Consider the following 24,933-nt stretch of genomic DNA (forward strand, 5'->3'; position numbering starts at 1 on the left):
AGCGCAGCGAGGCGGCGGACGAGACGGTCTGCGGGGCGGGGACGGGGGCGTAGCGGCCGCGGGGCGGGGCGTGGTCCACCTCTTCGGCGCTGCGGCCGATCATCGTCCGCCGGGCGTGGGCCGCCTCCGCGACGGAGTCCTCGTCGCCCGCGTCGTCCTCGTCGTCGAGGGAGGACGGCGGGATCTCCGTCCCGAAGACGGAGGCACGGTCCGCGTCCGGGGCGGGCTCGTCCCGTTCGGACGGGGGCGGGGTGTCGTCCGCGTCCGGGGTGGTCTCGAAGTCGCTGGTGGCCCGAGGCTCGAAGTCCCCCGTGGACAACAGCTCCGGGGACTCCGGGCCGTCACCGGACTCGTCCGGCTTCCCCTGCGGGGACTCCCCGTCAGCGTCGGGACCGGCACCGGAGCCGGGGCCCGCCTCCGGGCCAGAGGCCGTCTCCGGGCCGGGACCCGCGTCGGGGCCGGGAGCCGCGTCGGGGCCGGGAGCCGCGTCGGGGCCGGGAGCACTCTCCGCATCCGGGGCCGCTGTGTGGCCGGAGCCCGCTGCCGGGCCGGAGACCGCCTCGGGACCGGGAGCCGCGTCAGGACCGGGAGCCCTCTCCGCATCCGGGGCCGCTGTCGGACCGGCGCCGGCCGCCTGGCCGGGGCGGGCCGGCTTGTCGGTGTCGGTGGCTGGTTCCGGGGCTGCCGGGGGTGGCTCCGGTGGTTCCTCCGCCGCCCGGCCCAGGTTCTCCGCGAAGCGGTTCAGCAGGCGGGTCACCGCCGCCGCCACCGCGTCCGGGGGCAGCTCCGTGACCCGTCCGTCGGCCGTGGCCGTGCCGGTGATGGTGAGGGTGGTGCCGGAGGAGCCGGCGGGGGCCAGGCGCAGCCGGAGGGCCGGCTTCACCGTGCCGCTGCCCCGGGTCTCCGACGCCTCGCCCCCGACGGTGTACGTACCGTCGTCGCGCGCGGCGACCCGCAGCGCCCCCCGGTAGGTGACGGAGTGGCTGCCGACGCGGACCTTCAGGCGGCCGGCGACGGGATCCGCGCCGGCGTCGTGCTGGAGCCCGGGCACCGCCCGGGCGACCCGCGCGGGGTCGTCCAGCACCTCCCTGAGCCGCTCCTCCTCGACCGGAACGAACACCTCGTGCTCCATGAGTGCGGAGCCTACCCAGCCGACGCGGCACTGCACCCCCGTCGGCGGGAAGTCACGGCGCGTCGGTGCGGAAGGCGGTATGGGGGCTCAGCCGGTGTACCGCGGGTGGATCAGTGTGGACGCCGGCAGACCGCGCACCCGGGTCTCCTCGGCGGCCCGGGCGTCCGCCGCGAGGGAGGCGTCGGTGAGCGTGCGGGTGCGCGGCCCGGACGGGTCCAGGCGCGGCCCGCCCGGGAGGCGGCGGGGGGCCGCCAGTACGAACCCCCAGTCGCGGTGCGCGTGGGAGGTGCTCAGGGGACTGCGGTCGGGGCCGGCGGCGAAACCGGCCTGCCGGCCGCGCACGCGGTACGCGGCGGTGTGGAGGCCGGCCGCGCGGAGTGTCGCGTCCACCGTCCAGAAGTCGCGGGTGCGGTGCTCCACCGCGCCCCCGTGCACCACGAGCCGCCCGCCGGGCGCCAGCACCCGCCGGGCCAGCCCGTAGAACTCCCGCGAGTACAGCTTCGTACTCGCGGTGATCCCGGGATGCGGAAGGTCCGAGACGACCACGTCGTACGCCGCCGGGGGCGCCCCGCGCAGCCAGTCGAAGGCGTCCGCGGTGGTCACGCGTACGCGCGGGTCGTCGAGGGCGTGCGCGTTCAGCGCGGACAGCGACGGGTCCCGGCGGGCCAGCCGCACCACACCCGCGTCGAGTTCGACGACGTCGACCCGGCGCACGCCGGTGTGGCGCAGCACCTCCCGCACGGCCAGCCCGTCACCCCCGCCGAGGACGAGCACCCGCGTGCGCGGCCCGTTCATCGCGGGGTGCACCAGCGCCTCGTGGTAGCGCAGTTCGTCCCGGCCGCTGACCCGCAGCCGCCCGTCGAGGAACAGGTTCAGCGGCCGCCCGTCACGCCCGCCGGTGAGCAGTACCTCCTGCATGTCCGTGTGCAGGGCCACTCGTACGTCCGGGCCGTACATGGCCTGCCGGGCGGCCCGTTCGAAGTCGTCGACCAGCACGGCGGCGGAGCCGAGGACCACGAGCACGCACACGTTGACGGCCACCAGCAGCCGGCGGGCCCGGCGCGTGAGGTCCTGCCGGAACAGCCCGAGCACCAGCGCCCCGCCGACGACCGCGTTGACGGCCCCCGTGATCAGCGCACCGGTCAACTGCCCCAGCAACGGCAGGAGAAGGAACGGGAAAGCGAGTCCTCCCACCAGTGCGCCGACATAGTCCGCGGCGGACAGATCGGCCACCGCGCCGCCCGCGTCCTGCCGCCGGATCCGCTGGATCAGTTCCATCAGCAGCGGCACCTCCGCCCCGATCAGCAGGCCGGTGGCCAGGGAGAAGACGACCAGCAGGGTGCGCGGGCCGTTCGCCCAGACGCCGCCCCAGTCACCCGTCCAGGCGAAGACGGCGTACAGGGCCATCGCGCTGCATCCGCCGACCAGCGCGAGGACCGCCTCGACGGCACCGAAGCCGGCCGCCGCGTGCCGCCGCAGCCGCTTGGCGGCGAGGGAGCCGATACCCATCGCGAAGACCATCACGGACAGCACGACGGACGTCTGGGCGACCGAGTCGCCCATCAAGTACGTGGCCAGCGCGACCAGTTCCAGCTCGTACACCAGTCCGCAGGCCGCACAGACGAACACGCCCGCCAGGACCAGGAACCGCCCGGTGTCCTGCCGCACCGGCAGCCGCAACGGACTCTCCGCGTCGCCACCGGGCCGGTTCCGGGACTGCGCGGAGCCGGGCGGCGCGGGGGCGTGCGGTTCGATCACTCCAGCGACGTTACGTCACGACCCCACCGCACAACGTCACCCACACGCGTGATTTTTGTTTACGCCTGCCCCACACCCGAATGGGCCATCGTCCGTACCCCGACCCTGGTCCGCGTGGCCACGAGCTGCCCGTCCTGCGGGTAGGCGTGCCAGGTCCGCCAGTGGATCCGGCCCCCGCACCGCTGGGCGAGCATCGCCGTGAACGCGTGCGGATCGCCCGGGAACACTCCGGCGAGGCCCTGCGGATGGTCGGCCACCAGCGCGAGCAGTTCCTGCGCCCGGCCCGCGAAGGAACCCGGAGCCAGCTCTTCCACCCGGGCGGCGAACTCGTACTCCCAGTCGCCCACCCGCTTGGCCACACCCAGCGGAAGCGGCGTACTGCTGCCCGGAATGCACGCCACCGTCTCCGAACACAGACCCCGCTCCTCCTCCACCAGCACCTGATGGGACGCACCCAGCAGTCGCAACTGGAGTTTCGCCCCGGTCAGTTCGAGATCGAGCGTGGCCAGCGCGGGGAGCGGCTCGCGTCCCAGGGCCCAGGCGAGGTCGGCCGCGCGCGTGTCGGAATAGGCGGTGTTCAGGGTCGTGAGCATGGATCGGCTCCGCTAGCACACAAGGAAAGGGAGGAAGGGGGTCGCGCGCCCCGGTCGCGCCGGGGAACTCGGCCCGTCAGCCCGGTCGCCCGGCCGGAAGAAGGGTCCGCGGGGAGTCCGAGGGCTGCGCTGGTGATTTATAGGGAATCATGAAATGTGGTGCCACCACAGCGTCTTTACCCAACTTCCTGGGCTTTCCATCCCCTGGGGGGCTCCTCAGCTCACCTGTTCAACCCCTGAGTACGCCGTTGAGTGACGGCGTACGCCACCGCGCGCCCCGGCACCGCGGCCAACCGGAACCGGACTCCCCGCCCCCGCACAGCACTTCGGCGGGGTCCGCCCCAGGAGCGGACCCCGCCGACGCGGATGCGTCATCCCCCGAAGCGGAGGCGAGCTGCCCCGTGTCAGCCTCCTCCGCCGCATCCGCCGCCCCCGCCGCCCCCGCAGGACGACCCGCCTCCGCAGGACGAGTGTCCGCCGGAGGACGAACCACAGCCGGCGCCCCCGCCGCCGCCCCCGTCCGCATGGCCGGCCCACCAGCCGCGGTCGCGCTTCCCGCCGCGCCGCCCCGTGGACGGGCCCGCGGCCCTGCGCCTCCCGGCCACACCGGAACCGACGAAGAGCAGGACGAGTACCGCCAGGATGATGCCGAAGGTCATGGCGTCACCCTCCTTCCGAATCCCCCGTGATCCCCCGAAGCAGCCCCCCGTGGGCGCCTCGCTCACGTGCGTGACCGGGAGATGCCCCCCGCCCGCGCGGCCCAAAGCAGAGTTGAGGAACTTCTGAGGGTCCAATACGGGGAACGGCCCCTGACCTGCACAGAAAGGCAGTTCAGAGGCCGTCCGGGCGTCACTGGGCCGTCTGTGGGCCGTGATCTTCCTCTGAGAGACGCTGAAACACCGAGTCGATGGCACGGCGGGCCCGCGCGCGGCTGTCCGGCATCAGGTGGGCGTACACCCGCAACGTCAGGGCCGGATCGGCGTGCCCCATGTACTCGCTGACGGCCTTGATGTTCTCTCCCGCGTCCAACAATGCGGAAGCGTAGAAGTGGCGCAGGGCGTGCATCCCGTGCTCGCGGGCCGACTCGTACTTGCCGTGGTCGTCCGCGGCCGGGATGAGACCCGCGACCGCGAGGGCTGGCTTCCACTCCTTGCCGTTGAAGTTGCTGCGCCACACCATGCCGCCCTGTTCGGCGGTGAAGATCAGCCGTGCGGACACCTTCGGACCCTCAGGCACGCCCCAAGGCAGCGTGACTTCCACGGGCTTGAAGGCGTCCGCGTGCGCCCGGAGCGCTTCCGCCACGGAGCCGGGCAACGGCACGTCCCGCTTCTTACCGCCCTTGGGGAGAGCGAACACCGGGTGTCCTTCCACGTGTTTGATCTGCCGGACCACGTGAAGCGTCCGGCCGTCGACGTCTACGGCGTCCTCGGCTAGCCCGAACACCTCCCCCTGACGCAGCCCGCATCCGGCGCCGACGTCCACCATCGCCCGGTACCGCTCCAAGAGCGCCGTTCGAACGGCGAACACGTGGGCGGGCGCCCACGGGACGACCGGATGCGCGTCAGGCTTGGGCCGCCGGACGGTCCGGGCCCCGCACGGGTTGCGCGACAGCAGCGAGTCGTCCACGGCAGCGGACAGCACCGACTGAACGTCCGCGAAGATGTTCCGGGCATAGGCGGCGCTCACCCCGGGCTTGGCTTCCAGCACCGCGACAAGTTCCCTGATGTGCTCGGGCCGGAACGTCCCGATCGGCCGGGAACCGAGCACCGGGTAGACGTGCAGCCGTAGGCGCCGACCAAGCTCCTTCCGGGTCATCGGACTGGACGTCTTGCTGTCCAGCCACTTCTCGCTGTACTGCCGGAACGTGATCCGAACCGACTTCGGGTCGGTGTACTGTCCGCGCGTCATGTCTGTCTCGATGGCGCTCAGCCACTTCTCGGCAAGACGCTTCTTGCCGTCGGGGAAGCTCTTGGACTTCTCGGTGCCGTCGGGGCCGACGTACCGGGCCCGATAGCGCAGGCCGCTTCCGTGACGCTCAGACTTGACGCGGACGGTCTTGCCTGTGGCGCCGATTTCGGTCTTGAACCAGCGGTCTTGAATGTGGCCAGCCATGGGGCCGGTGTCCCTTCTCTGGGTGTGCGGTGAGGTGCCTCAGGGAGGCAGCGACAGGGGGTGCCGGGAGGCGCCTGTCGGCAGTTTCCGGGGGTGCCGGGGGCGTGCCTCCCTGCCTCCCTGAGAGGCCATCTGCGCTGATCAGATGGAGGGAGGCGGGCCAGGGAGGTGGTCAGGGAGTTCTCCCTTCCTCCCTGGGCCGAGGCGGTGCTCCTCCCTGCCTCGCGCGGCGCTTTCGAGGGCGGGTGGGGGAGGCAGCGGCAGGGGTCCCGGGTGGTCTCCCAGGGAGGTTCTCGGGGCGGTCCGGGCGGTGCCTCCCCGCCTCCCCGAAGTGCTGTTCATGCTGCTCAGTTGGGGGAGTTCGGGCCGGGGAGGCGGTGGGGGAGTTCTCCCCGCCTCCCCGGCCCGGCGGCGGGTGGCTCCCCCGCCGGCCGGGGGTCAGGCCGCGTCGTCGAGGGCGCCCTGTTCGGTCACCCAGGCGCGTACGGCGGCGGGGTCGTAGCGCAGGTACCGGCCGACGCGGAAGCCGGGCGGGCCGATGCGCTTGCGGCGCCACTGGTAGAGGGTTTCGACGCTCGGGAGGCTGAACATCGTGACCAGGTCTTCGGGGGTCAGGTAACGGTCCGGGAGGCCGCCGCGCAGGATCGCGCGGGGGTCGGTCGGTTCGGTGGTGGCCATGGCGGTGGTGACTCCTCGTGTCCGTCGGGCGGTGCGTGGGAGTGGTGCCGGGTGGCCGTCCTGGAGAGTTGGTGTATTTCAGCGTCCGCAGCGTCCCAGCGTCCGCACGGCCACATCCGGGCAGGCCAGGGCGGGTGAGGGGTGCGGACGCTAGTGCGGACGCTAGTGCGGACGCTGCGGACGCTGGACGGCTGTAGCGTCCGCAGCGTTGGACGTGTCCGGGCCGCTCGTGTGCGGCCCGGCCCGGCGGTGGTCCGGCTACGTCAGGTCTGGTCAGGCAGGGTTCTGCCCTGCCCGATGTGCGCCACGTCCGGCCAGGGAGAGCCTTGGTCGGATGTGGACGCTGACGCGTCATCGTCGGGTGCGCGGGAGAGGATCAGCAGCTTGTGCCGGGTCCGGTCCCGGCTACGCTGCGTGTCGTCCACCATGATTCCGATGGACCGCAACAGCGGGGCGAGCCGCTTGACGCGCCCGCCGGCGCGGGTGGCGTCCTTGGGCCAGTTCGGCGGCCGGACCAGGCCCGGCACCGGCAGCGTTTCGAGCAACTGCCCGGCCGTGCCCTGCCACGTGCCGCACTGGTCCACCAACGCCGCGATGGCCATGGCGAACAGGTCGCCCTCCAACGCATCCGTGGCGACGTTCGCCGAGGTGGCAAGGTAGTCGTCCAGCGTGCGCCACCCCTGGGTCTTGTCGACGGCCGCGAGTACGCGGGCGAAGTCGGCCATGCGCGGCATGGACTCCAGCCGCACGCCAGGGAGCACCGCGAGCGCGCACGCCAGCACGTCGAACAGCGCCCCGAGCACCGCCGGGCGTACCGCTTCGAAGGTGGCGTCCAGCTCTTCCTCGGAGCGGCGGCGGTGGGAGTCGATGAGCTGCAAGTCCAGCAACAGGACCCGTTCGGCCAGGTCCCCGGCGAGAGCTCCCGCGTCGATCGTGGTCATGGCCAGCACCCGCCGGAAGGTGAGGACCACCACGTCGTCATCGGTGTACAGGGCGCGGTCGACCACGCCGTCCCCGGTCACCGCCTTGCACAGGGTGTCCGACAGCCACGGCGGGATCGTGCTCACGTTGTCCAGGCACAGCGCCCATGAGCTGAACGCCTGCCGGGACCACGCCTTCTCGTCCCGCGGCTGACTGCGCTTGGCGGCCGGGGAGGGGTCGACGAGGTTGATGAACATCTGCGCGGCTTTCGACTTGCCCGTGCCCTGCTCGCCCTTGCACACGATGGCCGGGTGCGGGATGTCGGGAATCCACGCCGCTACCAGCCATGCCACAAGCTGATGGAACGCGGACTCGTCCATGTTCAGCAGCGCGTGCAGCTTGGCCAGGCCGTTACCGTCCAGCACCGGCACGGGCATCGGGGCCATGGCGCCGGACCGGCGGAAGAGCACCGGGGAGCGGTCGACGACCTGCCAGCCGAGACCGGACACCACGACCGCGCGGCCGTCGGCACTGCCGAGGTCGACCACGATCGCGCCGTCCGGGGCCCGCCCGACGCGCAGGTTCACCGGCACCGGGTCGTCGTCCTCCGCGACCCCTTCCAGCACGGTCATCGCGTCCGCGAGCGCCGACTGTGAGGCCACCTCTCCGGGGTAGGCGTCCGCGAACCGCCGGGCCAGACGCTGACGCAGTCCGGCCCTGCCCCGCAGTGGCACGGCGACGTTCGCTCCGTCCAGGGCGACCGCGTACGGGCGGCCGTCGGTGGACATGACGAACCGGTACTCCTCGCGTGCCATGGCCACGATCCGCGCGGCGGCCGGCGGCTGCTTGCCGCCCTCACCGCCCGCACCCTGGGGGACCGACCGACGCGTGTTCACGGTGCTGCCACCGGTGTTCACGCTGTCGGTAGTCCTGTTCACGGGTCGGGACTGCCCGTTCATTGGGCGGGTGGTTTCGTTCACCTGAGTGTTCACCTCGTTCACGCGGGCACCGCCTCTCCGGTCGGGCCCGCGCACGCCTGCACCGGCCGAGGCGAGCACAGGTAGCCGGGTCGTACGGCCGATCCGTGGTCGGGTCCGTATGGGGTCGATTCGTGCAGGCTGGGGGTAGACCGTGCGCCAGTCGGGTCGCCCGGTCCGTCGGCTCCCGATCGCGCCGTGACGCCGGGCGTGACGGTGGATGTGACGCACGTCGTCACGCTGGTGAGCACGTCGCGGTTGGCATGGGCGAGTCGGGCCAGCAACGGCAGGGCCAGCCGGTAGGCGAACCGCCGGCACGCGCCCACCTCGGGGAACTCCTCTGCGTCCAGCTCGGGGAAATCGCTCAGCGCTTCGGCGATCCCCGCCGGTCCCAGCACGCGCACGGCGCCGTTGAGGGCGTCATAGAGCGTGTCGGTGTCGGGCACCGGAAGGGTGAGTTCGTCGGCCCCCGTCTCGAACAGTGCGGCAGCCACCTCCCCCGCCGTCAGCTCCAACCCCCGGATCGGGACCGTGGGGAACGCCTCTGCGGTGCGGCGGCGCTCCCGCCGTGCCAGAGGCACGGCGGGAGCGGCCGGGGCCGTCACGCGGGCGTACAGGGCGCCCAGCGGTTCAAGAGTGGTCATCGGACACCCGCCCGGATGTGGAGGGCGGTAGCCGTCTGATGGACCGGGCAGTACAGCGCGAAGGACAGGTCGGGGTCCGGGTCGCCGATGTCGACCACGCCGGTTCCCCCGCACGGGCAGCCGTCGACCGACGCTGCCCCGTTCCGGGTCCGGGCCGTCTCACTCATCCCGTATACCCGTACGCTCAGCGCCGCCGCCGCGTTCGCCGCGTCCAGACGGCTCATGTCCGGGAAGCACTGCTCATGGCGGGCCAGCAGGGCGGGCGTCATGCCTGCACCCCCTGTACCGCGCTCAGCGCACCCGTCAGGCTTTCCACCAAGGCTTCAAGGGCGTTGACACGCTCCCGCAGGCTCTTGACCGTCTGGGACTGCCCGGGGCAGTCGAACCCCAGCGCTTCCGGCGTGGTCCGGTAGGCCGCGCACAACAGGGCCCGGTACGTCTCGTTCGGGCGGCTCCCGCCGTGCTCCCACCGCGAGAGCTGCACCTTCAGCGACGACTCCGCCGCGATCTGCCAGCCCCACGCATCGGCCAACAGGAGCAAGGCACGAACCGCCTTCTCCTGCGACCAACCACGGGCCACCCGCGCACGCCCCAAAGGCGAATCCGCCGCCCGCAGTAACTGCGGCTGTCGAGGTACCGGACCGTCAACGGTCACGGTCATCTCAGGCATCATGGAAATGCCCCTTCAAGGGTCAGGGAGCGGCTATCTGCTTGGCGGTAGGGAGCCGCTCCTTGCTTTGCCCTGACTTTGACCAGGGCCTTTTGGGTTCAGCGCACGCCGGACAGGCGGTCTCCGATCGATCCATCCGACCGGCGGGCACATCCCTAAGGTTCCCTAGGGCACCCTAGGGTGTCAAGGGGTACAGTAGGCATGGCGTCCACTGAGACAAGGGAGCTACGGAGATGTCGGAGCAGGCCGACAATCGAGCGCCGTACGCGCAGATTGCCGCCCACTACACGGAACTGATCACGTCCGGCGCACTACCGGCGGGCTCACTCCTGCCGAGCATCAAGAACCTCGCGCAGGAGTGGAAAGTCAGCACCGCGACCGCCGAAAAGGCGCTGCGGAAGCTGCGCACCGAAGGGTTGGTCAGGGGCATTCACGGCATCGGGACAGAGGTGCTGGATCAACCCTCCCCCATGTCGTCCGGCTCCCAGCGCCAGGACCGGGGCCGCCGCAGCGGGTCAAGTTGGGGGGCCGGTGAACGGTCCGACTCCCATCAAGCCGCCGTTGTGCCGGCGCCCGCAGACGTGGCGAGCGCGCTGGACATTGCGCCTGGTTCGGAGGTGATCAGGCGACGCCGGGTGTACCGCGACCGGCACGGGATCGTCGCGCACTCCACGTCATGGATCCCCGTGCGGTACGGGCGGCTGATCCCACAATTGATGGAGAGCGACCGCCTGACCGGTGGAACGTCGCTACAACTCATCGCGCAGGCTACGGGCCGACCGATCACTCACCGGATCGACACCGCGTCGGCACGCCTTTTGACGCCTGAGGACGCGCGCCTCCTGGAACTGAACCCCGCGCAACCCCCAGCGGATCCCGTAGTGGTGATGACAGCAAAGTTCGTGGACAGCGAGAGCAACGTGGTGGAGTACGGCGTTGACCTCGGGGGCCCCGGTCGTACGTGGCGCACGGAATCGGAAGTCACCCCGTGACGGCTGACGGCCACGTGGCCCGACCGTCCTGTGTGCTCATGGCAGGACTGCCCGGCTCGGGCAAGACCACGCTTTCCCGCGCCCTCACAGCCCGCGGTTTCCTCCGGCTCTGCCCCGACGAAGAGATGTTCCGCCGGCATGGTGTCTACGGGGTCGACTTTCCCCGTGGTGTCTTCCCAACGCTCGAACGTCCGGTCCTCGAAGAGACCGCCGTGGAACTCCGCAAGCAATTGCGGGCCGGACGGGACGTAGTGGTCGACCACGGCTTTTGGACACCGGAGGACCGCGCTCACTGGCGGTCGATCGCGACCGATGCGGGCGCGAGCACAGTGCTCGTCTACCTGGAAGCGAGCCACGAGGAACTGTGGGCCCGTGTCAGCCGGCGGAACGCGCGACATGAGGCCGACCCGAACTCGATCTACTTCGCCGAAAGCGACTTGCTCCGCTACCGCACCCGGTTCGCCCCGCCGGAGCCAGACGAACCGCACCTCGTGTACAACGGCGACCCCGAGTCGGTACTGAAGGCACTGAGCGAGGTTGCCCAGCAGAGCAAGGGATAGAAGGTGCGGCCTACAGCCGCGCGGCCCTTGGCAGCTCGCTACGCTCGCGCGCGGCGACGCTCGGAAAACTCAACGATCGTCGCGCTCTACCGGTGGCAGCGCATCGAAGAGGAGCACCCCGCGCGCCGACGGGGTGCTCCTCTTCGGCGTTCCGGAGCGCTCAGTGTCCGCAGCGTCCGCTCCCTCTCCCCCCTAAGAGCAGCCTTGACCTGCGAAGACTCGCTCTTAGGAGTGGAACGTCACCGGACGCTGCGGACACTAGCGGACGCTAAACACTTTGTTTAGCGTCCGCAGTAACAGCGCAGGTCAAAGGGTGTGAACGATGTCCGGCGGACGCTGCGGACGCTGTTTTCCTTAACTCTCTAGGAGAGAGGAAGGGGGAGGCTCTTCAGAGGGGGAGGCGATCCCCACGAACGGCCCGTCTGCCCCCTCCTGAAGAGCCGTGGTGCCTTCCAAGAGGGAGACAGGCAGTCGCGCACGATGCTCGCCATGGTCAGCGGTCGGCGCGCGAGCGCAGCGAGCCCAGAGACGCGCGGCCGTAGGCCGCACCTTCTCGCCCTTCTCCGCAACGGCCGACGGCCGTCCCCTAGCAGCCCGACGGTGCCCCGCAGCGGCGGCCGACGGACCGATTCTGGGAAGTGCCCAGACGGGCCACTAGCCGCTAGCGTGCTGGTCACCGGGGGTTTCAGCCGCTAGTCATGCTGCTAGACCTAGCACCGCGAGCCGCTAGACCTAGCGGCTCTTCGAGGGCCAGAGCCGGGCCGTCTGTGGGCCGTCCGAGGGTGGCCAACGATGACAGATGATGACAGTCGGCAACAGCCCTTCCCCAGCTCAGGGGCGGTGTGCTGGTCATCGGTGCAGGTGCCCACCCTCGAAGGTGAGTTGAGGAACTCCAGAGGTTGGGCCCAGGATGGCGGCCATGACCTCCAGCGCGCGCCCCCTCCTGAACCGCCGGCTCGCCGAGTTCGGCACGACGGTCTTCGCCGAGATGTCCGCCCTGGCCCTGCGAACCGGAGCCATCAACCTGGGCCAGGGCTTCCCCGACACCGACGGCCCCGAGGAGGTCAGGGAGGCCGCCGTACGGGCGCTGCGCGACGGCCGCGGCAACCAGTACCCGCCGGGCCCCGGCATCCCCGAACTGCGCACCGCCGTCGCCGCGCACCAGCTGCGCCGCTACGGCCTCTCGTACGACCCCGACACCGAGGTCCTGGTCACCGCGGGCGCCACGGAGGCCATCGCGGCCGCCCTGCTCGCCCTCGTGGAACCCGGCGACGAGGTCATCGCCCTCGAGCCGTACTACGACTCCTACGCGGCCTGCGTCGCCATGGCCGGCGGCACCCGCGTCCCGGTCACGCTCCGCCCCCGGGAGGGCCGCTTCCACCTCGACCTGGACGAACTGCGCGACGCGGTCACCGACCGCACCCGCCTGCTCCTGCTCAACACCCCGCACAACCCGACCGGCACGGTCCTCACCCGCGAGGAGCTGACCGCGATCGCCGAACTGGCGGTGGAGCGGGACCTCCTCGTGGTGACCGACGAGGTCTACGAGCACCTGGTCTTCGACGACGCCGCACACATCCCCCTGGCCACCCTCCCCGGCATGCGGGACCGCACGGTCACCATCTCCAGCGCGGGCAAGACCTTCTCCTTCACGGGCTGGAAGGTCGGCTGGGTCACCGGCTCCCCCGATCTCGTCGCCGCCGTCCGCTCCGCGAAGCAGTTCCTGACGTATGTCGCCTCGGGGCCCTTCCAATACGCCGTGGCCGAGGCCCTGCGCCTGCCCGACGCGTACTTCGCGGACTTCCGCGCGGACATGCTGGCCAAGCGGGACCTCCTCGCGGGCGGCCTGGAGCGGGCGGGCTTCAAGGTCTTCCGCCCGGCCGGCACGTACTTCATCACCACCGACATCCGCCCCCTGGGCGAGACCGACGGCTTCGCCTTCTGCCGCTCCCTGCCGGAGCGCTGCGGGGTGGTCGCCATCCCCAACGCGGTCTTCTACGACCACCGTGAGCAGGGCGCGCCCTTTGTCCGCTTCGCGTTCTGCAAGCAGACAGGTGTGCTGGAGGAGGCGGCCTCCCGACTCAAGACGCTGGCCGCGTAACAGCCGTACGGTCTGGGCGCCTCCGTGGACCTCAGCCCCACACCGGAGGCGTCACGTGTCGGCAGACACCGGCGCGACGCATGGCCACGGTGCCGGCGAGCGCTTCGGCGACACGAAACTGCACATCGCCTTCCTTCGGCGTGGTCTCCCCTCTCACTCCGGTCGGCCTGGCGCCTGCATCGTCTGCGGTGCGGGCTGTTACGGGCCCGGCCTCTTCGTTGATCCCGTGCTGGATCGGTGCTGGACATTCTGACCCGATGCCAGGAGTGCTCAGGTGTCGTAGACGGTGGAGCGATGCCCGACGTGTACGACCCACACCACCAGCTCGCCGTTGTCGATCGTGTAGATCACGCGGTAGTCGCCCACCCGTAGGCGGCGCCGGTCGGGCTGGGAGACGAGGGCCGTGGTGTTGAACCCCATCGGGTCGTTCTCCAGCTCAGTCAGCTTGGCCAGAATACGGAGGGCCATGTCTCGCGGCACCTTGCGGAGTTCGGCCTGAGCCTCGGCTCGGAAGACGGTGCGGTACTCACCCACTGCGCGCCAGCGTCTCCCTCATGATGTCCTCGATCGGGATGCCGGGTGCCGGGTTGGTCATACGCTCGTCGATGATCCGGTTGATCTCGCGCTCTTCCCACTCCTGATACTTGCGCAGCACCTCGATGGACACCACGGCGGCGACCTGCTTGCCGCGCCGGGTGATGACGGTAGGTACGTCGTCACGGTCGGCCCGCTCCACCACCTCGGCCAGGTGTGCCCGGACATCGCGGATCGACTCTATGGGCATGGGCTGTGTCATGCACCCAAGGGTACCGAATGTCTCATGTGTACACAACGGCTCACTGTCGCTCGGAGGTATAGCCCTGTGGGCCCTCATGCGAATGAGTGCGCGAACAAGGAGTCGCCTGGGTCACCGGCTCTCCCGATCTCGTCGCCGCCGTCCGCTCCGCGAAGCAGTTCCTGACGTATGTCGCCTCGGGGCCCTTCCAATACGCCGTGGCCGAGGCCCTGCGCCTGCCCGACGCGTACTTCGCGGACTTCCGCGCGGACATGCTGGCCAAGCGGGACCTCCTCGCGGGCGGCCTGGAGCGGGCGGGCTTCAAGGTCTTCCGCCCGGCCGGCACGTACTTCATCACCACCGACATCCGGCCCCTTGGTGAGAGCGACGGTTTCGCCTTCTGCCGTTCGCTGCCGGAGCGCGCGGGCGTCGTAGCCATCCCGAACGCGGTCTTCTACAACCACCGCGAGGCCGGCGCCCCGTTCGTGCGGTTCGCGTTCTGCAAGCGCACCGAGGTGCTGACAGACGCGGCGGAACGGCTCCGCAAGGCATTCGCGGGCTGACGGCCGCCCCTCGGGACTGGTCGACGCGTCCCCCGCCGCCTGCCACGCTTCGCCTGCCCGGCACTTTCGCGCCGGAGGCCGTCGTTTCGGCGCTTGCCGCACCGACAGGGACAGACGTACAATTTTCTGTACGTGAAAGGAGGGTCGATTGTGAAGACCATGACGTATTCCGAGTCGCGCGCGCGGTACGCCGAGGTGCTCAACTCCGTCACCGACGACCGCGAAGAGGTCGTCATCACCCGGGCCGGACACGAGCCGGTCGTCATCGTCTCCCTCGAGGACTACGAGTCCCTGAAAGAGACGGCGTACCTGCTGCGCAGTCCGGCCAACGCCCGGCGCCTGCTCGCGTCCATCGACGAGCTGGAAAGCGGCGGCGGCACCGTGCGCGAGCTGGCGACCGACGAGTAGGGGCCGCGAGTTGAAGATCACCTTCTCTTCCCGTGCCTGGGAGGACTACCTGTGGTGGCAGCTTCAGGACCGGAAGATCCTCAAGCGCATCAACACGCTCATCGCGGACATCACCCGGAACGGCAACGAGGGCATCGGCAAACCGGAACCGCTCAAGCACGGATTCCAGGGCTACTGGTCGCGCCGCATCAACGACGAGCACCGGCTGATCTACAAGGCCACCGAGGACGGCGTCCTGATCGCACAGTGCCGTTACCACTACGAAAGCTGACGGGACTCGGGGGTCGGGCACAGCACCCTTCTCGCAACTGACCCGCGCCGCACACGAATAGGTGTGCGAACACGGAGTGGGCTGGGTGACGGCCGCCCCGCCCCTGGTCACGGCGGTCCGCTCGGCCAAGCAGTACCTGACCTACGTCTCGGCCGGCCCCTTCCAGTACGCGATCGCCGAGGCCCTCGCCCTGCCCGAGTCGTACTTCACCGGATTCCGGGACGACCTGTGGGCCAAGCGCGACGTCCCCGCGTCCGGCCTGGAGGAGGCGGGCCTCACCGTCTACCGCCCCTCCGGCACCTACTTCATCACCGCCGACATCCGCCCCCTGGGCGAGACCGACGGCATCGCCTTCTGCCGCGCCCTGCCCGAACGCGCGGGCGTCGTGGCCATCCCCACGGCCGTCTTCTACGACCACCAGGACATGGGCGCCCCGTTCGTCCGCTTCGCGTTCTGCAAGCGAACGGGGGTGCTGGAGGAGGCCGTGAAGCGGCTTGCCCGGCTCCACTGACTCGTCCGTAACGCGAAGCTGGGGTTCAGGAACGTGGGGCGACGGAGGCTACTCGGTGTCCTTCGGGTGTCTCGGGGAGGCGTACACCAGGATCACAGTCGAGGTATCCGGGCTGACCAGGTAGCGAACGCGGCCGCCGCTGGTGATCTCGTACTCCCACTGCTCCAGCTCGGAGCCCTTCCACTCCCTGGCGGCATGCCTGCCGCGGAGCTGATGCTGACGGTTCCAGTTGGCCCGCGACAGCGGGTCTGCGCGAAGGGCTTCCAGGCAGCGATGCGCGTTCGGCAACGCCACCCGGCACAGCTCCTCCCAACCGGTCGCGGCCTCCGTCGTCCCGTGGATGACGTTCCAACCGCTCAGCGGAGGGACGCTGACCCGATCGCCCTTCTTCGGACTCACTCGTGCACCTCGACCGGGCCGAGGTCGACGCCACCAAGCGGACGGACTGCTTCCTTGAGCTGGTCGGGGTCGGCGTTGATGCGGGCGGTTGCCCGCCACGAGACGATCGCTCGGTGCACAGCCTCCCTGGCGCCCAGTTCAGCGGCGTCGGACAGCGCTTCCAGAAGCTCGACAGTGAATTCCCGGACTTCCTCAGCGTCCAGGTGGCGCACCCACGGGAACACCTCGGGCAGCGCGAGCAAGAGCGACTTGGCACCTTCGTCCTGCTTCAGCAGTGCGAGGAACAACCGGGACGCCGTGGTCAGGTTCTCCTCGGCGCGCTCTGCGCATATGGCCGTGGTCAACACCATGTCGGGCGCGTCTCGGTGCGTGACACGCAGGCTTCCCAGGGCTGCGGCCCTGGCCGCGACGGCCTTCGGGTTCCGCGACAGATCGGTGAACGAGACGGACTCCGATTCGGATGCCGGGTATGCGATGCTCATACTCAGACCGTACTCTGATTGTGCTCTGATTTCTATCGCGCGCGGCAGGCAGGACTACGCCAGTCCGAGGATCACGCGCACGCACTCCTCCACGCGTCGCATCTCGCTCGGCGCCAGCAGGCCGAGACGCCGCCGGAGCCTCGGCTTGCCCACGGTGTGCAGGTCGGTGCAGTTCACGTAGGACTCGTCGTACTTGGTCACTCCGCAGTCGGGACCGACCGGAACGTGTGTGGAGGCCGGGCCTGGGGTGCCGGTGATCACGGCGACGGTCAGCGCCGACAGCGGCTCGGCGATCCGGTTCACCGCGAGGACGACCACGGGGTGCGGGCCAGTGGGGCTGGGGAGGGCGCACCCCCACACTTCACCCCTCAGTGCGGATCCGGTGTTCACCACTCGGTCGCGTCCGCTGCCGCCAGTTCGTCCTCCGTGGCGTGCGAAACGCCCTCGGGAGTCGGAGCCTGATCGCCACCGTAGAAGTCGCGGATCTCCTGAGAGGCGGCAACCTCCGTCGCCTCGCGGGAGAGCAGTCGAAGTCCTTCGCGCAGGGCGTCGGAGAGCGAGTTCAGCTGGAGGGTCTGCATCACCTGCTGCAGACCCTCCATCTCGTCCGGGCGCAGCCGCACCTGGGCCACGCTGGTCGCGCCGCTGTCGCCCTGCTTCCGGCCCGCCCGTGGCGTCCGAGTCACGGCAGGGGCGCGCTTCCTGGTCGTGGCACCCGCGGCGTGGCTCTTACGTTCGGCCTTCGAGGTCATCCCTACCCCCCTTCGCGTATGACAGATGTAATACATTCAGTGTCGTCCTCGTGTACGCGCTGGTCAAGCGCCCGGGTCATCGGCTCAGGCAGCGGCAGGAAGGCCGCGCCCGTGCCTTCGGCAGTCTCGGCAGCGTCCGGGTTCCGGTGCTCGGAAGGCGCGCTCGCAGCCGTCGCAGGTCTGGAAGGGCGGCACGGCCGGGCGGGCGGGGAGGGAGACCGGGGGCGGCGCGGGCAGCGGCGTCTCCCGGAGACGGAAGGCCAGAATGCCCACCGGACGGGTCAGGAACGGGTCCGGGAGTCCCGCCGTGAGCGATGTCCTGATCTGGGACGGGGAGACGCCGGCCGCCAGCCACGCGGTGACGGCCGGTGCCAGACGCGCGGCCTCCCGCTCGGAGAGGACGAGACGTGGATCCACCCGGCGGAGGGAGGCCAGTACGGCGACTGCCCGCGGGTCGGGGTCCGCGAGCGCGACCGGTTCCACCGGCTGGTCCGGGGCGAGTACGGGAGTTGCCTGCGCGGCCGCCGAGGAGGGAGCCGGGCGCTCGGCCGCGGACGGCTTGCGGGGCCGGGGCGGCTTCGGTGGTCCTTCCGGGTCCGGGTCCGTCCGCGGATCGCCGCCCGGTACGTCGTAGAAGTACGTCCGGGTGCGGATCTGCCCGGTGGGCAGGCGTTCACGGCGGCGTTCCAGGTATCCGGCAGTTTCCAGTTCCCTCAGCGCCCGGGAGATCAGGATCTCGCCCTCGGTGAAGTGCCCGCAGAGAGCGGCGATGCTCACGAGGGTACCGGTGGGCAGGGAGGCGATGTAGACCGCGACGCCGATGGTGACCGCGCTGCCGCGCCGCTGGGCGAGGGCGTTGGCGATCACCGTGAAGTCGGCGGTGAGGCGGGTGCGTACGTGGATCACGCCGGAGGTCGGAGCTCCGGCGTCGGCGCGCAGGAGCGCGTTAGACTGCGAGTCAGCCATGGGGAAGGGTCTGCTTCCTGATTGGTTAGGCCCTCGTTCCAGGACGGCAATCCTGGGCGGGGGCTGATCTTTTACCGCTGCTGCCGCGAACGTAACCGTCCGCGTCCCGCGCCTGCAAGCCGGTCACTCGCACGAGTGACGCGCGCCTTCCGACGGGGAGGGTGGGCGGGCGGGTAGTTCTCTCTCCCGGTTCTTTGGGGAGGTCAGTGGCCCACCGGCCCCTCGCGGACGAGGAACCGGCGGACCCGGAAGACGGACGGTGACCGGAGCCCGGCCGGCTCAGGAACGGCGGTATTCCGCCTTCAGCCCGCCTGTGAAGGCGGACCACGAAGCGGCTTCGAAGCTCAGCGCCGGACCGTACGGGACCTTGCTGTCACGAACGGGGACGACGGCCGGGAACCCGTCGGCCACCTCCACGCAGTTGCCGCCCTCCTGATTGCTGTAGCTGCTCCTGCGCCACACGACGCCGTTCAGATCGGGACGGGACGTTCGCTCCACGGTAGTTGTCCTCCATCACGGATCGGATCATGCCGAGCGACATGAGCGGCGGCGGCAGGTCCCCGGCCGGCTGCTGCTTCGGCAGGTCGGCGGTCAGGACGGCCAGCTCGGCGTAGGTCTTGGACGTCAGCGCCTGCTCCAGGCGGGCGTCCAGTTCCTCGAGGTCGATGCGTCGCGCAACTGCTCCACCACCGCTTCGCGGTCGTCGTGGGAGGCGCGGAGTCCGCCCGGGGAGGCGGGCAGCGGGGAGGGCTCCGGAGGCTGGGCTGTCATGGCCACAAGAATAAACAGCCGCCGGGCCGAACGGACCGGGCCGCGGACGGGATCCGGGCGGCCGGGGCACGAGAGAGCCCGCCCCGGGGCCGGCCTTGGTGCGGCCGGTCCCGGGGCGGGCTCTCCCCGCGTACGGCGCGATGCCTGCCGGCACCCGCCGAGACGTCCCGCCCGGAGACGGACTACTCGTCGTCCCCGGGCTTGTCCGCCTCGGTGACGTCCTGCTCCAGGCCGAGCTGCTCGACGAGCCACTTGTCGAACTCGATCGCGGCCCGCACCCAGCTGACCGTCGACGAGACGAAGTGCTCCAGGCTGACGCCCATGCCGATCAGCATCTGGGCCTCACCGATGAGGCGGACCGTGCCGTCGTCGTGGGTGTGGGTGTAGACCTTGGGCCACAGGGTGCGCCGGTTCCAGTCGTCGATGGACTCGAGCAGCTGGGGCTTCTCGTCGATCTGGTGCGGCCGGTCGTAGAACGTCCGGACGGAGAAGATCTGCTGGTCGTCCTCACCGCGGAACATGAAGTAGGTGCGGAACTGCTCCCACGGCGCCGCGAGGTCTCCCTCGTCGTCGACGACGTACTTCAGCTCCATCTGGTCGAGGAGCTGCTTCACGAGGTCCTGATCCGGGACGACGGGGCCCGCCGGTCCTTGCGGCTGCGGCTCGGGCTGGCCCCCGAAATTCGGAATCGAGGACGGGTCGATGGTCACCGTGAATTTCCCTTCGTACGGATTCCGCCATCCTCTCCCATGCGGGGAGGGGGGTGGCAAGCCCCGACGGGCCTGTCAGCCGAGGGCTGACTCGATCCGGTCAATGCCGGGGTACCCGGTGGCGGACGGGCCCAACGCCCCCGGAGGGAGACATCGGGCCCGAAATCACCGAATCCGTCACTCAGAGCGACTTGCCCGTCGCCGGTCCCACCAGCAGGCCGTCCTCGAAGCGGTCCACGCGGACCGTGTCGCCGTCCTTGATCTCGCCGGAGAGGATCTCCCGGGCGAGGCGGTCGCCGATGGCGGTCTGGATGAGCCGGCGCAGCGGGCGGGCGCCGTAGGCGGGGTCCATACCCTCCTCGGCCAGCCAGGCCAGCGCCTCGGGGGTGATGTCCAGGGTGAGGCGGCGTTCGGCGAGGCGGCGGGAGAGGGACTCCAGCTGGAGCTTCGCGATGCGTTCCAGTTCGGGCTTGGTGAGGGCGGAGAAGACCACCAGGTCGTCGAGGCGGTTGAGGAACTCGGGCTTGAAGGAGGACCGGACCACCTCCAGGACCTGCTCCTTCTTCTCCGTCTCCGTGGTCATCGGGTCGACCAGGTACTGGCTGCCCAGGTTGGACGTCAGCACCAGGATGGTGTTGCGGAAGTCGACGGTGCGGCCCTGGCCGTCGGTGAGGCGGCCGTCGTCGAGGACCTGGAGCAGGATGTCGAAGACCTCGGGGTGGGCCTTCTCGACCTCGTCGAGGAGCACGACGCTGTAGGGGCGGCGGCGGACCGCCTCGGTGAGCTGGCCGCCCTCCTCGTAGCCGACGTAGCCGGGGGGCGCGCCGACCAGGCGGGCGACGGAGTGCTTCTCGCTGTACTCCGACATGTCGATGCGGATCATGGCCCGCTCGTCGTCGAAGAGGAAGTCGGCGAGGGCCTTCGCCAGCTCGGTCTTGCCGACACCCGTCGGGCCGAGGAAGAGGAAGGAGCCGGTGGGGCGGTCGGGGTCGGCGATGCCCGCGCGGGAGCGGCGTACGGCGTCGGAGACGGCGCGTACGGCCTCGGTCTGGCCGATGAGGCGCTTGCCGAGTTCGTCCTCCATGCGGAGCAGCTTCTGGGTCTCGCCCTCCAGCAGGCGGCCGGCCGGGATGCCGGTCCAGGAAGCGACGACGTCGGCGATGTCGTCGGCGCCGACCTCCTCCTTGACCATGGTGTCCACGGCGGCTGCCTCCTCCTCGGCCTCGGAGGCGGCCTCCAGGTCGCGTTCCACGCCCGGGATCTCGCCGTAGAGCAGCTTGGAGGCGGTGTCGAAGTCGCCGTCGCGCTGGGCGCGTTCGGCCTGGCCGCGCAGTTCGTCGAGCTTCTCCTTCAGCTCGCCGACCCGGTTGAGGGACTGCTTCTCCTTCTCCCAGCGGGCGTTGAGGCCGCGCAGCTCCTCCTCCTTGTCGGCGAGGTCGCGGCGCAGCCGCTCCAGGCGCTCGAGCGAGGCGGCGTCGGTCTCCTTGCCGATGGCCAGTTCCTCCATCCGCAACCGGTCGACGGCGCGCTGGAGTTCGTCGATCTCGACGGGTGAGGAGTCGATCTCCATGCGGAGCCGGGAGGCGGCCTCGTCGACGAGGTCGATGGCCTTGTCGGGGAGGAAGCGGGAGGTGATGTAGCGGTCGGAGAGGGTGGCGGCGGCGACGAGGGCGCTGTCGGCGATCTGGACCTTGTGGTGGGCCTCGTAGCGGCCCTTGAGGCCGCGGAGGATGGCGATGGAGTCCTCGACGGACGGTTCGGCGACCATGACCTGCTGGAAGCGGCGCTCCAGCGCCGGGTCCTTCTCGATCCGCTCGCGGTACTCGTCGAGGGTGGTGGCGCCGACCATGCGGAGTTCGCCGCGGGCGAGCATGGGCTTGAGCATGTTGCCGGCGTCCATGGCGGAGTCGCCGCCGGCGCCCGCGCCGACGACGGTGTGCAGCTCGTCGATGAAGGTGACGACCTGCCCGTCGGAGTCCTTGATCTCGGCCAGGACGGTCTTCAGGCGTTCCTCGAACTCGCCGCGGTACTTGGCTCCGGCGACCATGGCGCCGAGGTCGAGGGCGACGAGCCGCTTGTTCTTCAGCGACTCGGGGACGTCGCCCTTGACGATGCGCTGGGCGAGGCCTTCGACGACGGCGGTCTTGCCGACGCCGGGCTCGCCGATGAGGACGGGGTTGTTCTTGGTGCGGCGGGACAGCACCTGCACCACGCGCCGGATCTCCTGGTCCCGTCCGATGACAGGGTCCAGCCTGCCCTCGCGGGCGGCGGCGGTGAGGTCGGTGCCGAACTTCTCCAGGGCCTTGTACTGGCCCTCGGGGTCGGCGGTGGTCACCCGGCGGGCTCCCCTCGTCTTCTGGAAGGCGTCCTGCAGCTTCTTCGCGGTGGCGCCCTGCCGGGACAGTACCTCGCCGGCGGGTCCGCCCTTGGCGGCGATACCGATCAGGAGGTGTTCGGTGGACAGGTACTCGTCGCCGAGATCGCGGGCGCGGGCCTGGGCGTCGGCGATGACGGCGAGCAGTTCGCGGTTGGGCTGGGGCGGCGCCACGGTGGACCCGGTGACGCTCGGCAGGTCGGCGAGGGTCCGCTCGGCGCCGGCGCGTACGGCGGCCTGGTCGGCGTCGACCGCGGCGAGCAGGTCCGTGATGTTCTCGTTCTCCTGCCCGGCGAGCAGGGCAAACAGCAGATGGGCGGGGGTGAGGTCGGGGTGCCCCTCGGTCACGGCCCGGTTCCCGGCGGCGTTGATGGCGTCCCGGCTCCGGTTGGTCAGCTCGGCGTCCACGTGTCCGTTCTCCTCCTTGGCGACCTTCGGTGACCTTCAGCACGGCCCTCTGCGGGCCGCGTGTCTGACTCGGTCAACGTACACAAACTTGAGTCTATTCCACTCAAGGTGGTGGGCGGGAGTGCGACGGGGCTAAGTTCCGGGGTCATGGCCCTCACGTACTCGGTGGATCCGGGCGATCCGGACGCCCCGTATCTCAGCTTCTGGCGCGAGCGCCATCTGTGCACGCTGACCACCCTCCGCCCGGACGGCACCCCGCACCTGGTACCCGTCGGGGTGACATACGACCCCGGGGCGCGACTCGCCCGGGTCATCACGAACAGAACGAGCGCGAAGGCGCGTCACGTGCTGGCGGCGGGCGAGGAGGGGGCGCCCGTCGCGGTCTGCCAGGTGGACGGCAGGCGGTGGGCGACGCTGGAGGGGCGCGCGGTGGTCCGCACCGGGCCGGAGCACGTCGAGGAGGCGGTACGGCGGTACGCGGAGCGCTACGGGCGGATGCCGTCGCCGAACCCGTCCCGGGTGGCCATCGAGATCACCCTCACGCGGGCGATGGGGCGGGCGTGAGGCGGGCGGCGCGGTTAGCACCGGCTAGCGACGGAATCCGGCCATCGGGCAACCGTCCGATACCCGGAAATGTCCCCAGAACTGCAGCGGCGTCACCGTGTTCAGGTCACGGTGACGCCGCTGCGGGGGGAAGCACCTGCGCGATCTTTTACGACGGGGGAATCGCGTCAGGCGCTGCGGGGGGTGGCCGAGATGGTCCTGGGTGCAGGGGAGTCGGACTCCACCTGCCGGTGGTCCCGCTGGTCCAGGTTCACAAAGATCATTCCGTACCGGATGGCACACCGCACGGGCTTCGGCGCACCCCTCGGCCGCCGCAGGCACCGGTACGCCCGTACGTCTCCGTCCTCGTCCCGCGTGACCACGACCGGCTCACCGAAGACGGTCACCATCAACGAGTCACCACTGTGGGGGATGGCGGTGACCAGATCGATGAAGTGCCATCCGGAGCGGTAGGCGGTCGCCATCTCACGGCGGAAGGAACGGTCGTCGGGTGGCGTGGTCATCACTCAGCCCCACGTACTGTCGTCTGCGGCCTGGGGCGCCACCGGACCCCAACTGCTGTCCGGGGGCCCGGACTCGGACACGGCCACCGGTCCCCAGCTGCTGTCAGCCCGTACGTCGCCCTTCGTGCCGGCCAGGCCACTCAGCGCTCCGAAGGCCACAACGGCAGAGAAGGCGGCGACAAGTACCGAGCGAAGCTCTCTCTTACGCATAGTCGGCTTCGTCCTCACTCGAAAGTCACCCTTCCCCCGTCAAGTACGACGATGGCTCATTCGGGCACGTCATGGCCACACAATCGGTGCATCATGTTCCTGCATGTTCAGGACCCTGGGGGGTGGAGATTTGACAACGAATCGGACCAATGAGACACATCCCCATGCGGTGACCGAACTGTGTGAGGCCGGCGGCCGTCTCTATGCCGACGCATTGCGGGCGGGCCGCATCCCGCGCGCGGACGCGGATCCCGCTCCCTGCCTGATGGAGCTCGCCCTGCTGCACCCCGATCCCGACGACCCCACCTGGCTGCGCCCGGTGTCCCCGGCGGTGGCCCTGGCACAGCGGCTCAACCCGCTGGAACGGGAGATCACCGAGCGCCGCCGGATGTCGATCGAACTCGCCGACGCCTTCGAGCCGTTCATGACCCTCAGCGCCCAGACCACGATGAGCACCCATTCGATGACGGTGCTGGAGGGTTTCGACCGGATCAACGCCGCCCTCGACCTGGCCACCGCTCAGTGCCGGTCCGAGATGCTCTCCGTCCAGCCGGGCGGCCGCCGCCTCGAACACACCCTGGCCCAGGGGCTGGAGCGCGACCACGAGATGACGGAACGGGGGGTGCGCATCCGGACCCTCTACCAGCACACCGCCCGCCACAGCCCCGAGACCCTGGCCTACGTGGCCAGGTTCGACACCGCCAAGGTGGAGTACCGCACCATCGACGAACTGGTGGAACGGCTCATCATCTGCGACGAGACGGTCGCCTTCATCCCCGTCCGCGACGACCGGCAGGTCGCCCTGGAGCTGCGCCACCCGGGCCTCATCCGCTACCTGATCAAGGTCTTCGAGTTCATGTGGACCCGCGCGGTGTCGCTGGACGCCGGCGCCCCGTACGAACCGGCCTCGGACGGTCTGACGGACATCCAGCACTCCATCGCCAAGCTGCTCGTGGAGGGGCACGTCGACGAGGCCATCGCCCGCCGCCTCGGCATGAACGTCCGCACGTGCCGCGCCCACATAGCCAAGCTGGCATCCGCCCTCGGCAGCGGCAGCCGAGCCCAACTGGGCTTCCTGATCGCACAGTCGGGAATTCTTCAGCAGGACCGATGATCCGGGGAGCGAAC

The 24,933-nt window shown here is 70.3% G+C and carries 28 protein-coding genes and 4 pseudogenes; 9 read left to right on the plus strand and 23 right to left on the minus strand.

Features of this window, described 5'->3' with window-relative positions:
• The 10 genes from B9S61_RS27475 to B9S61_RS27520 all read right to left on the minus strand — a co-directional run.
• Positions 1–1,132, minus strand: a 1,132-nt coding sequence (locus B9S61_RS27475) for an SRPBCC domain-containing protein (RefSeq protein WP_103544647.1), incomplete at its 3' end; no start/stop codon positions are given.
• 87 nt (positions 1,133–1,219) lie between these two features.
• Positions 1,220–2,890 (minus strand): polyamine aminopropyltransferase, encoded by a 1,671-nt coding sequence (locus tag B9S61_RS27480; RefSeq protein WP_103544648.1) that lies wholly within the window; start codon positions 2,888–2,890, stop codon positions 1,220–1,222.
• A gap of 59 nt (positions 2,891–2,949) precedes the next feature.
• Positions 2,950–3,483 (minus strand): DUF2617 family protein, encoded by a 534-nt coding sequence (locus tag B9S61_RS27485; RefSeq protein ID WP_103544649.1) that lies wholly within the window; start codon positions 3,481–3,483, stop codon positions 2,950–2,952.
• Between the two features lie 404 nt (positions 3,484–3,887).
• Complete coding sequence (locus B9S61_RS41105) at positions 3,888–4,142, minus strand: hypothetical protein (protein ID WP_181007562.1); 255 nt, start codon at positions 4,140–4,142, stop codon at positions 3,888–3,890.
• 190 nt (positions 4,143–4,332) lie between these two features.
• On the minus strand, positions 4,333–5,595 hold the full coding sequence (locus B9S61_RS27495) for a site-specific integrase (RefSeq protein WP_103544651.1): 1,263 nt from the start codon (positions 5,593–5,595) through the stop codon (positions 4,333–4,335).
• Between the two features lie 438 nt (positions 5,596–6,033).
• Complete coding sequence (locus B9S61_RS27500; protein ID WP_103544652.1) at positions 6,034–6,273, minus strand: AlpA family transcriptional regulator; 240 nt, start codon at positions 6,271–6,273, stop codon at positions 6,034–6,036.
• Positions 6,274–6,536: 263 nt separating this feature from the next.
• On the minus strand, positions 6,537–8,090 hold the full coding sequence (locus B9S61_RS27505; protein ID WP_258039878.1) for an ATP-binding protein: 1,554 nt from the start codon (positions 8,088–8,090) through the stop codon (positions 6,537–6,539).
• 101 nt (positions 8,091–8,191) lie between these two features.
• On the minus strand, positions 8,192–8,815 hold the full coding sequence (locus B9S61_RS42700; RefSeq protein ID WP_258039879.1) for a hypothetical protein: 624 nt from the start codon (positions 8,813–8,815) through the stop codon (positions 8,192–8,194).
• Positions 8,812–9,084 (minus strand): hypothetical protein, encoded by a 273-nt coding sequence (locus B9S61_RS27515; RefSeq protein WP_103544653.1) that lies wholly within the window; start codon positions 9,082–9,084, stop codon positions 8,812–8,814. Before B9S61_RS27515 ends, B9S61_RS42700 begins: the two co-directional genes overlap by 4 nt.
• Positions 9,081–9,476: a helix-turn-helix transcriptional regulator gene (locus B9S61_RS27520; protein WP_258039880.1), complete on the minus strand. Its 396-nt coding sequence runs from the start codon at positions 9,474–9,476 to the stop codon at positions 9,081–9,083. The genes B9S61_RS27515 and B9S61_RS27520 overlap by 4 nt, the downstream gene beginning before the upstream one ends.
• 242 nt (positions 9,477–9,718) lie before the next feature.
• Between B9S61_RS27520 and B9S61_RS27525 the strand changes: the two genes are divergently transcribed.
• The 3 genes from B9S61_RS27525 to B9S61_RS27535 all read left to right on the plus strand — a co-directional run bounded on the left by B9S61_RS27525 (position 9,719) and on the right by B9S61_RS27535 (position 13,138).
• Positions 9,719–10,477, plus strand: coding sequence for a GntR family transcriptional regulator (locus B9S61_RS27525; RefSeq protein WP_103544655.1), 759 nt, complete (start codon positions 9,719–9,721; stop codon positions 10,475–10,477).
• Between the two features lie 38 nt (positions 10,478–10,515).
• A complete protein-coding gene (locus B9S61_RS27530) occupies positions 10,516–11,037 on the plus strand; it encodes an ATP-binding protein (protein WP_103544678.1) in 522 nt (173 codons plus the stop codon).
• 910 nt (positions 11,038–11,947) lie between these two features.
• On the plus strand, positions 11,948–13,138 hold the full coding sequence (locus B9S61_RS27535) for a pyridoxal phosphate-dependent aminotransferase (protein WP_103544656.1): 1,191 nt from the start codon (positions 11,948–11,950) through the stop codon (positions 13,136–13,138).
• 270 nt (positions 13,139–13,408) lie between these two features.
• Here the strand turns inward: B9S61_RS27535 and B9S61_RS27540 are convergent, their stop codons facing one another.
• Both B9S61_RS27540 and B9S61_RS27545 read right to left on the minus strand, forming a co-directional pair.
• On the minus strand, positions 13,409–13,672 hold the full coding sequence (locus B9S61_RS27540) for a type II toxin-antitoxin system RelE/ParE family toxin (protein ID WP_103544657.1): 264 nt from the start codon (positions 13,670–13,672) through the stop codon (positions 13,409–13,411).
• Positions 13,665–13,934, minus strand: a complete 270-nt coding sequence (locus B9S61_RS27545; RefSeq protein WP_103544658.1) for a type II toxin-antitoxin system Phd/YefM family antitoxin — start codon at positions 13,932–13,934, stop codon at positions 13,665–13,667. The genes B9S61_RS27540 and B9S61_RS27545 overlap by 8 nt, the downstream gene beginning before the upstream one ends.
• A 101-nt stretch (positions 13,935–14,035) precedes the next feature.
• On the opposite strand from B9S61_RS27545, the pseudogene B9S61_RS27550 reads away from it, so the two are divergent.
• From B9S61_RS27550 to B9S61_RS27565, 4 genes and pseudogenes are all read left to right on the plus strand, one after another.
• A pseudogene (locus B9S61_RS27550) lies at positions 14,036–14,476 on the plus strand (aminotransferase class I/II-fold pyridoxal phosphate-dependent enzyme); the annotation flags it as partial.
• A 150-nt stretch (positions 14,477–14,626) separates the two neighbouring features.
• Positions 14,627–14,884: a type II toxin-antitoxin system Phd/YefM family antitoxin gene (locus B9S61_RS27555; RefSeq protein ID WP_103544659.1), complete on the plus strand. Its 258-nt coding sequence runs from the start codon at positions 14,627–14,629 to the stop codon at positions 14,882–14,884.
• A 10-nt stretch (positions 14,885–14,894) separates the two neighbouring features.
• Positions 14,895–15,155 (plus strand): Txe/YoeB family addiction module toxin, encoded by a 261-nt coding sequence (locus tag B9S61_RS27560; RefSeq protein ID WP_103544660.1) that lies wholly within the window; start codon positions 14,895–14,897, stop codon positions 15,153–15,155.
• A gap of 76 nt (positions 15,156–15,231) precedes the next feature.
• Positions 15,232–15,666: pseudogene (locus B9S61_RS27565) on the plus strand (aminotransferase class I/II-fold pyridoxal phosphate-dependent enzyme); the annotation flags it as partial.
• A gap of 48 nt (positions 15,667–15,714) precedes the next feature.
• Here the strand turns inward: B9S61_RS27565 and B9S61_RS27570 are convergent.
• The 10 genes and pseudogenes from B9S61_RS27570 to clpB form a co-directional block, all read right to left on the minus strand.
• Entirely contained in the window at positions 15,715–16,065 is a 351-nt protein-coding gene (locus B9S61_RS27570) for a hypothetical protein (RefSeq protein ID WP_103544661.1), read from the minus strand.
• The gene (locus B9S61_RS27575; protein WP_103544662.1) at positions 16,062–16,547 is read right to left on the minus strand and encodes a prevent-host-death family protein; all 486 of its coding nucleotides are present in this window, start codon (positions 16,545–16,547) and stop codon (positions 16,062–16,064) included. Before B9S61_RS27575 ends, B9S61_RS27570 begins: the two co-directional genes overlap by 4 nt.
• Before the next feature lie 54 nt (positions 16,548–16,601).
• Positions 16,602–16,940, minus strand: a complete 339-nt coding sequence (locus B9S61_RS27580; protein WP_103544663.1) for a type II toxin-antitoxin system PemK/MazF family toxin — start codon at positions 16,938–16,940, stop codon at positions 16,602–16,604.
• On the minus strand, positions 16,934–17,233 hold the full coding sequence (locus B9S61_RS27585; protein WP_258039881.1) for a hypothetical protein: 300 nt from the start codon (positions 17,231–17,233) through the stop codon (positions 16,934–16,936). The genes B9S61_RS27580 and B9S61_RS27585 overlap by 7 nt, the downstream gene beginning before the upstream one ends.
• 150 nt (positions 17,234–17,383) lie before the next feature.
• On the minus strand, positions 17,384–18,265 hold the full coding sequence (locus B9S61_RS27590; protein WP_181007563.1) for a hypothetical protein: 882 nt from the start codon (positions 18,263–18,265) through the stop codon (positions 17,384–17,386).
• A 279-nt stretch (positions 18,266–18,544) separates the two neighbouring features.
• A complete protein-coding gene (locus tag B9S61_RS27595) occupies positions 18,545–18,727 on the minus strand; it encodes a DUF397 domain-containing protein (protein WP_308457791.1) in 183 nt (60 codons plus the stop codon).
• Positions 18,645–18,815, minus strand: a pseudogene (locus tag B9S61_RS43315) (transcriptional regulator); the annotation flags it as partial. The pseudogene B9S61_RS43315 and the gene B9S61_RS27595, both read right to left, overlap by 83 nt.
• 69 nt (positions 18,816–18,884) lie before the next feature.
• A pseudogene (locus tag B9S61_RS43565) lies at positions 18,885–19,190 on the minus strand (hypothetical protein); the annotation flags it as partial.
• A gap of 28 nt (positions 19,191–19,218) precedes the next feature.
• Entirely contained in the window at positions 19,219–19,746 is a 528-nt protein-coding gene (locus B9S61_RS27610) for a YbjN domain-containing protein (protein ID WP_103544666.1), read from the minus strand.
• A gap of 181 nt (positions 19,747–19,927) precedes the next feature.
• The gene (gene clpB / locus B9S61_RS27615; protein WP_103544667.1) at positions 19,928–22,528 is read right to left on the minus strand and encodes an ATP-dependent chaperone ClpB; all 2,601 of its coding nucleotides are present in this window, start codon (positions 22,526–22,528) and stop codon (positions 19,928–19,930) included.
• Between the two features lie 147 nt (positions 22,529–22,675).
• On the opposite strand from clpB, the gene B9S61_RS27620 reads away from it, so the two are divergent.
• Entirely contained in the window at positions 22,676–23,092 is a 417-nt protein-coding gene (locus B9S61_RS27620; RefSeq protein WP_103544668.1) for a pyridoxamine 5'-phosphate oxidase family protein, read from the plus strand.
• Positions 23,093–23,259: 167 nt separating this feature from the next.
• Here B9S61_RS27620 and B9S61_RS27625 read toward each other — a convergent pair whose 3' ends face one another.
• Positions 23,260–23,595 carry a hypothetical protein gene (locus B9S61_RS27625; RefSeq protein ID WP_019524256.1) on the minus strand — a complete coding sequence of 112 codons (336 nt, stop codon included), beginning with the start codon at positions 23,593–23,595 and terminating at the stop codon, positions 23,260–23,262.
• A gap of 313 nt (positions 23,596–23,908) precedes the next feature.
• Between B9S61_RS27625 and B9S61_RS27635 the strand changes: the two genes are divergently transcribed.
• On the plus strand, positions 23,909–24,919 hold the full coding sequence (locus tag B9S61_RS27635) for a helix-turn-helix transcriptional regulator (protein WP_258039882.1): 1,011 nt from the start codon (positions 23,909–23,911) through the stop codon (positions 24,917–24,919).
• Positions 24,920–24,933: the final 14 nt, after the last annotated feature.

This window comes from Streptomyces sp. SM1, from assembly GCF_002910825.1.
GTDB classification, from domain to species: Bacteria; Actinomycetota; Actinomycetes; order Streptomycetales; family Streptomycetaceae; genus Streptomyces; species Streptomyces okerensis.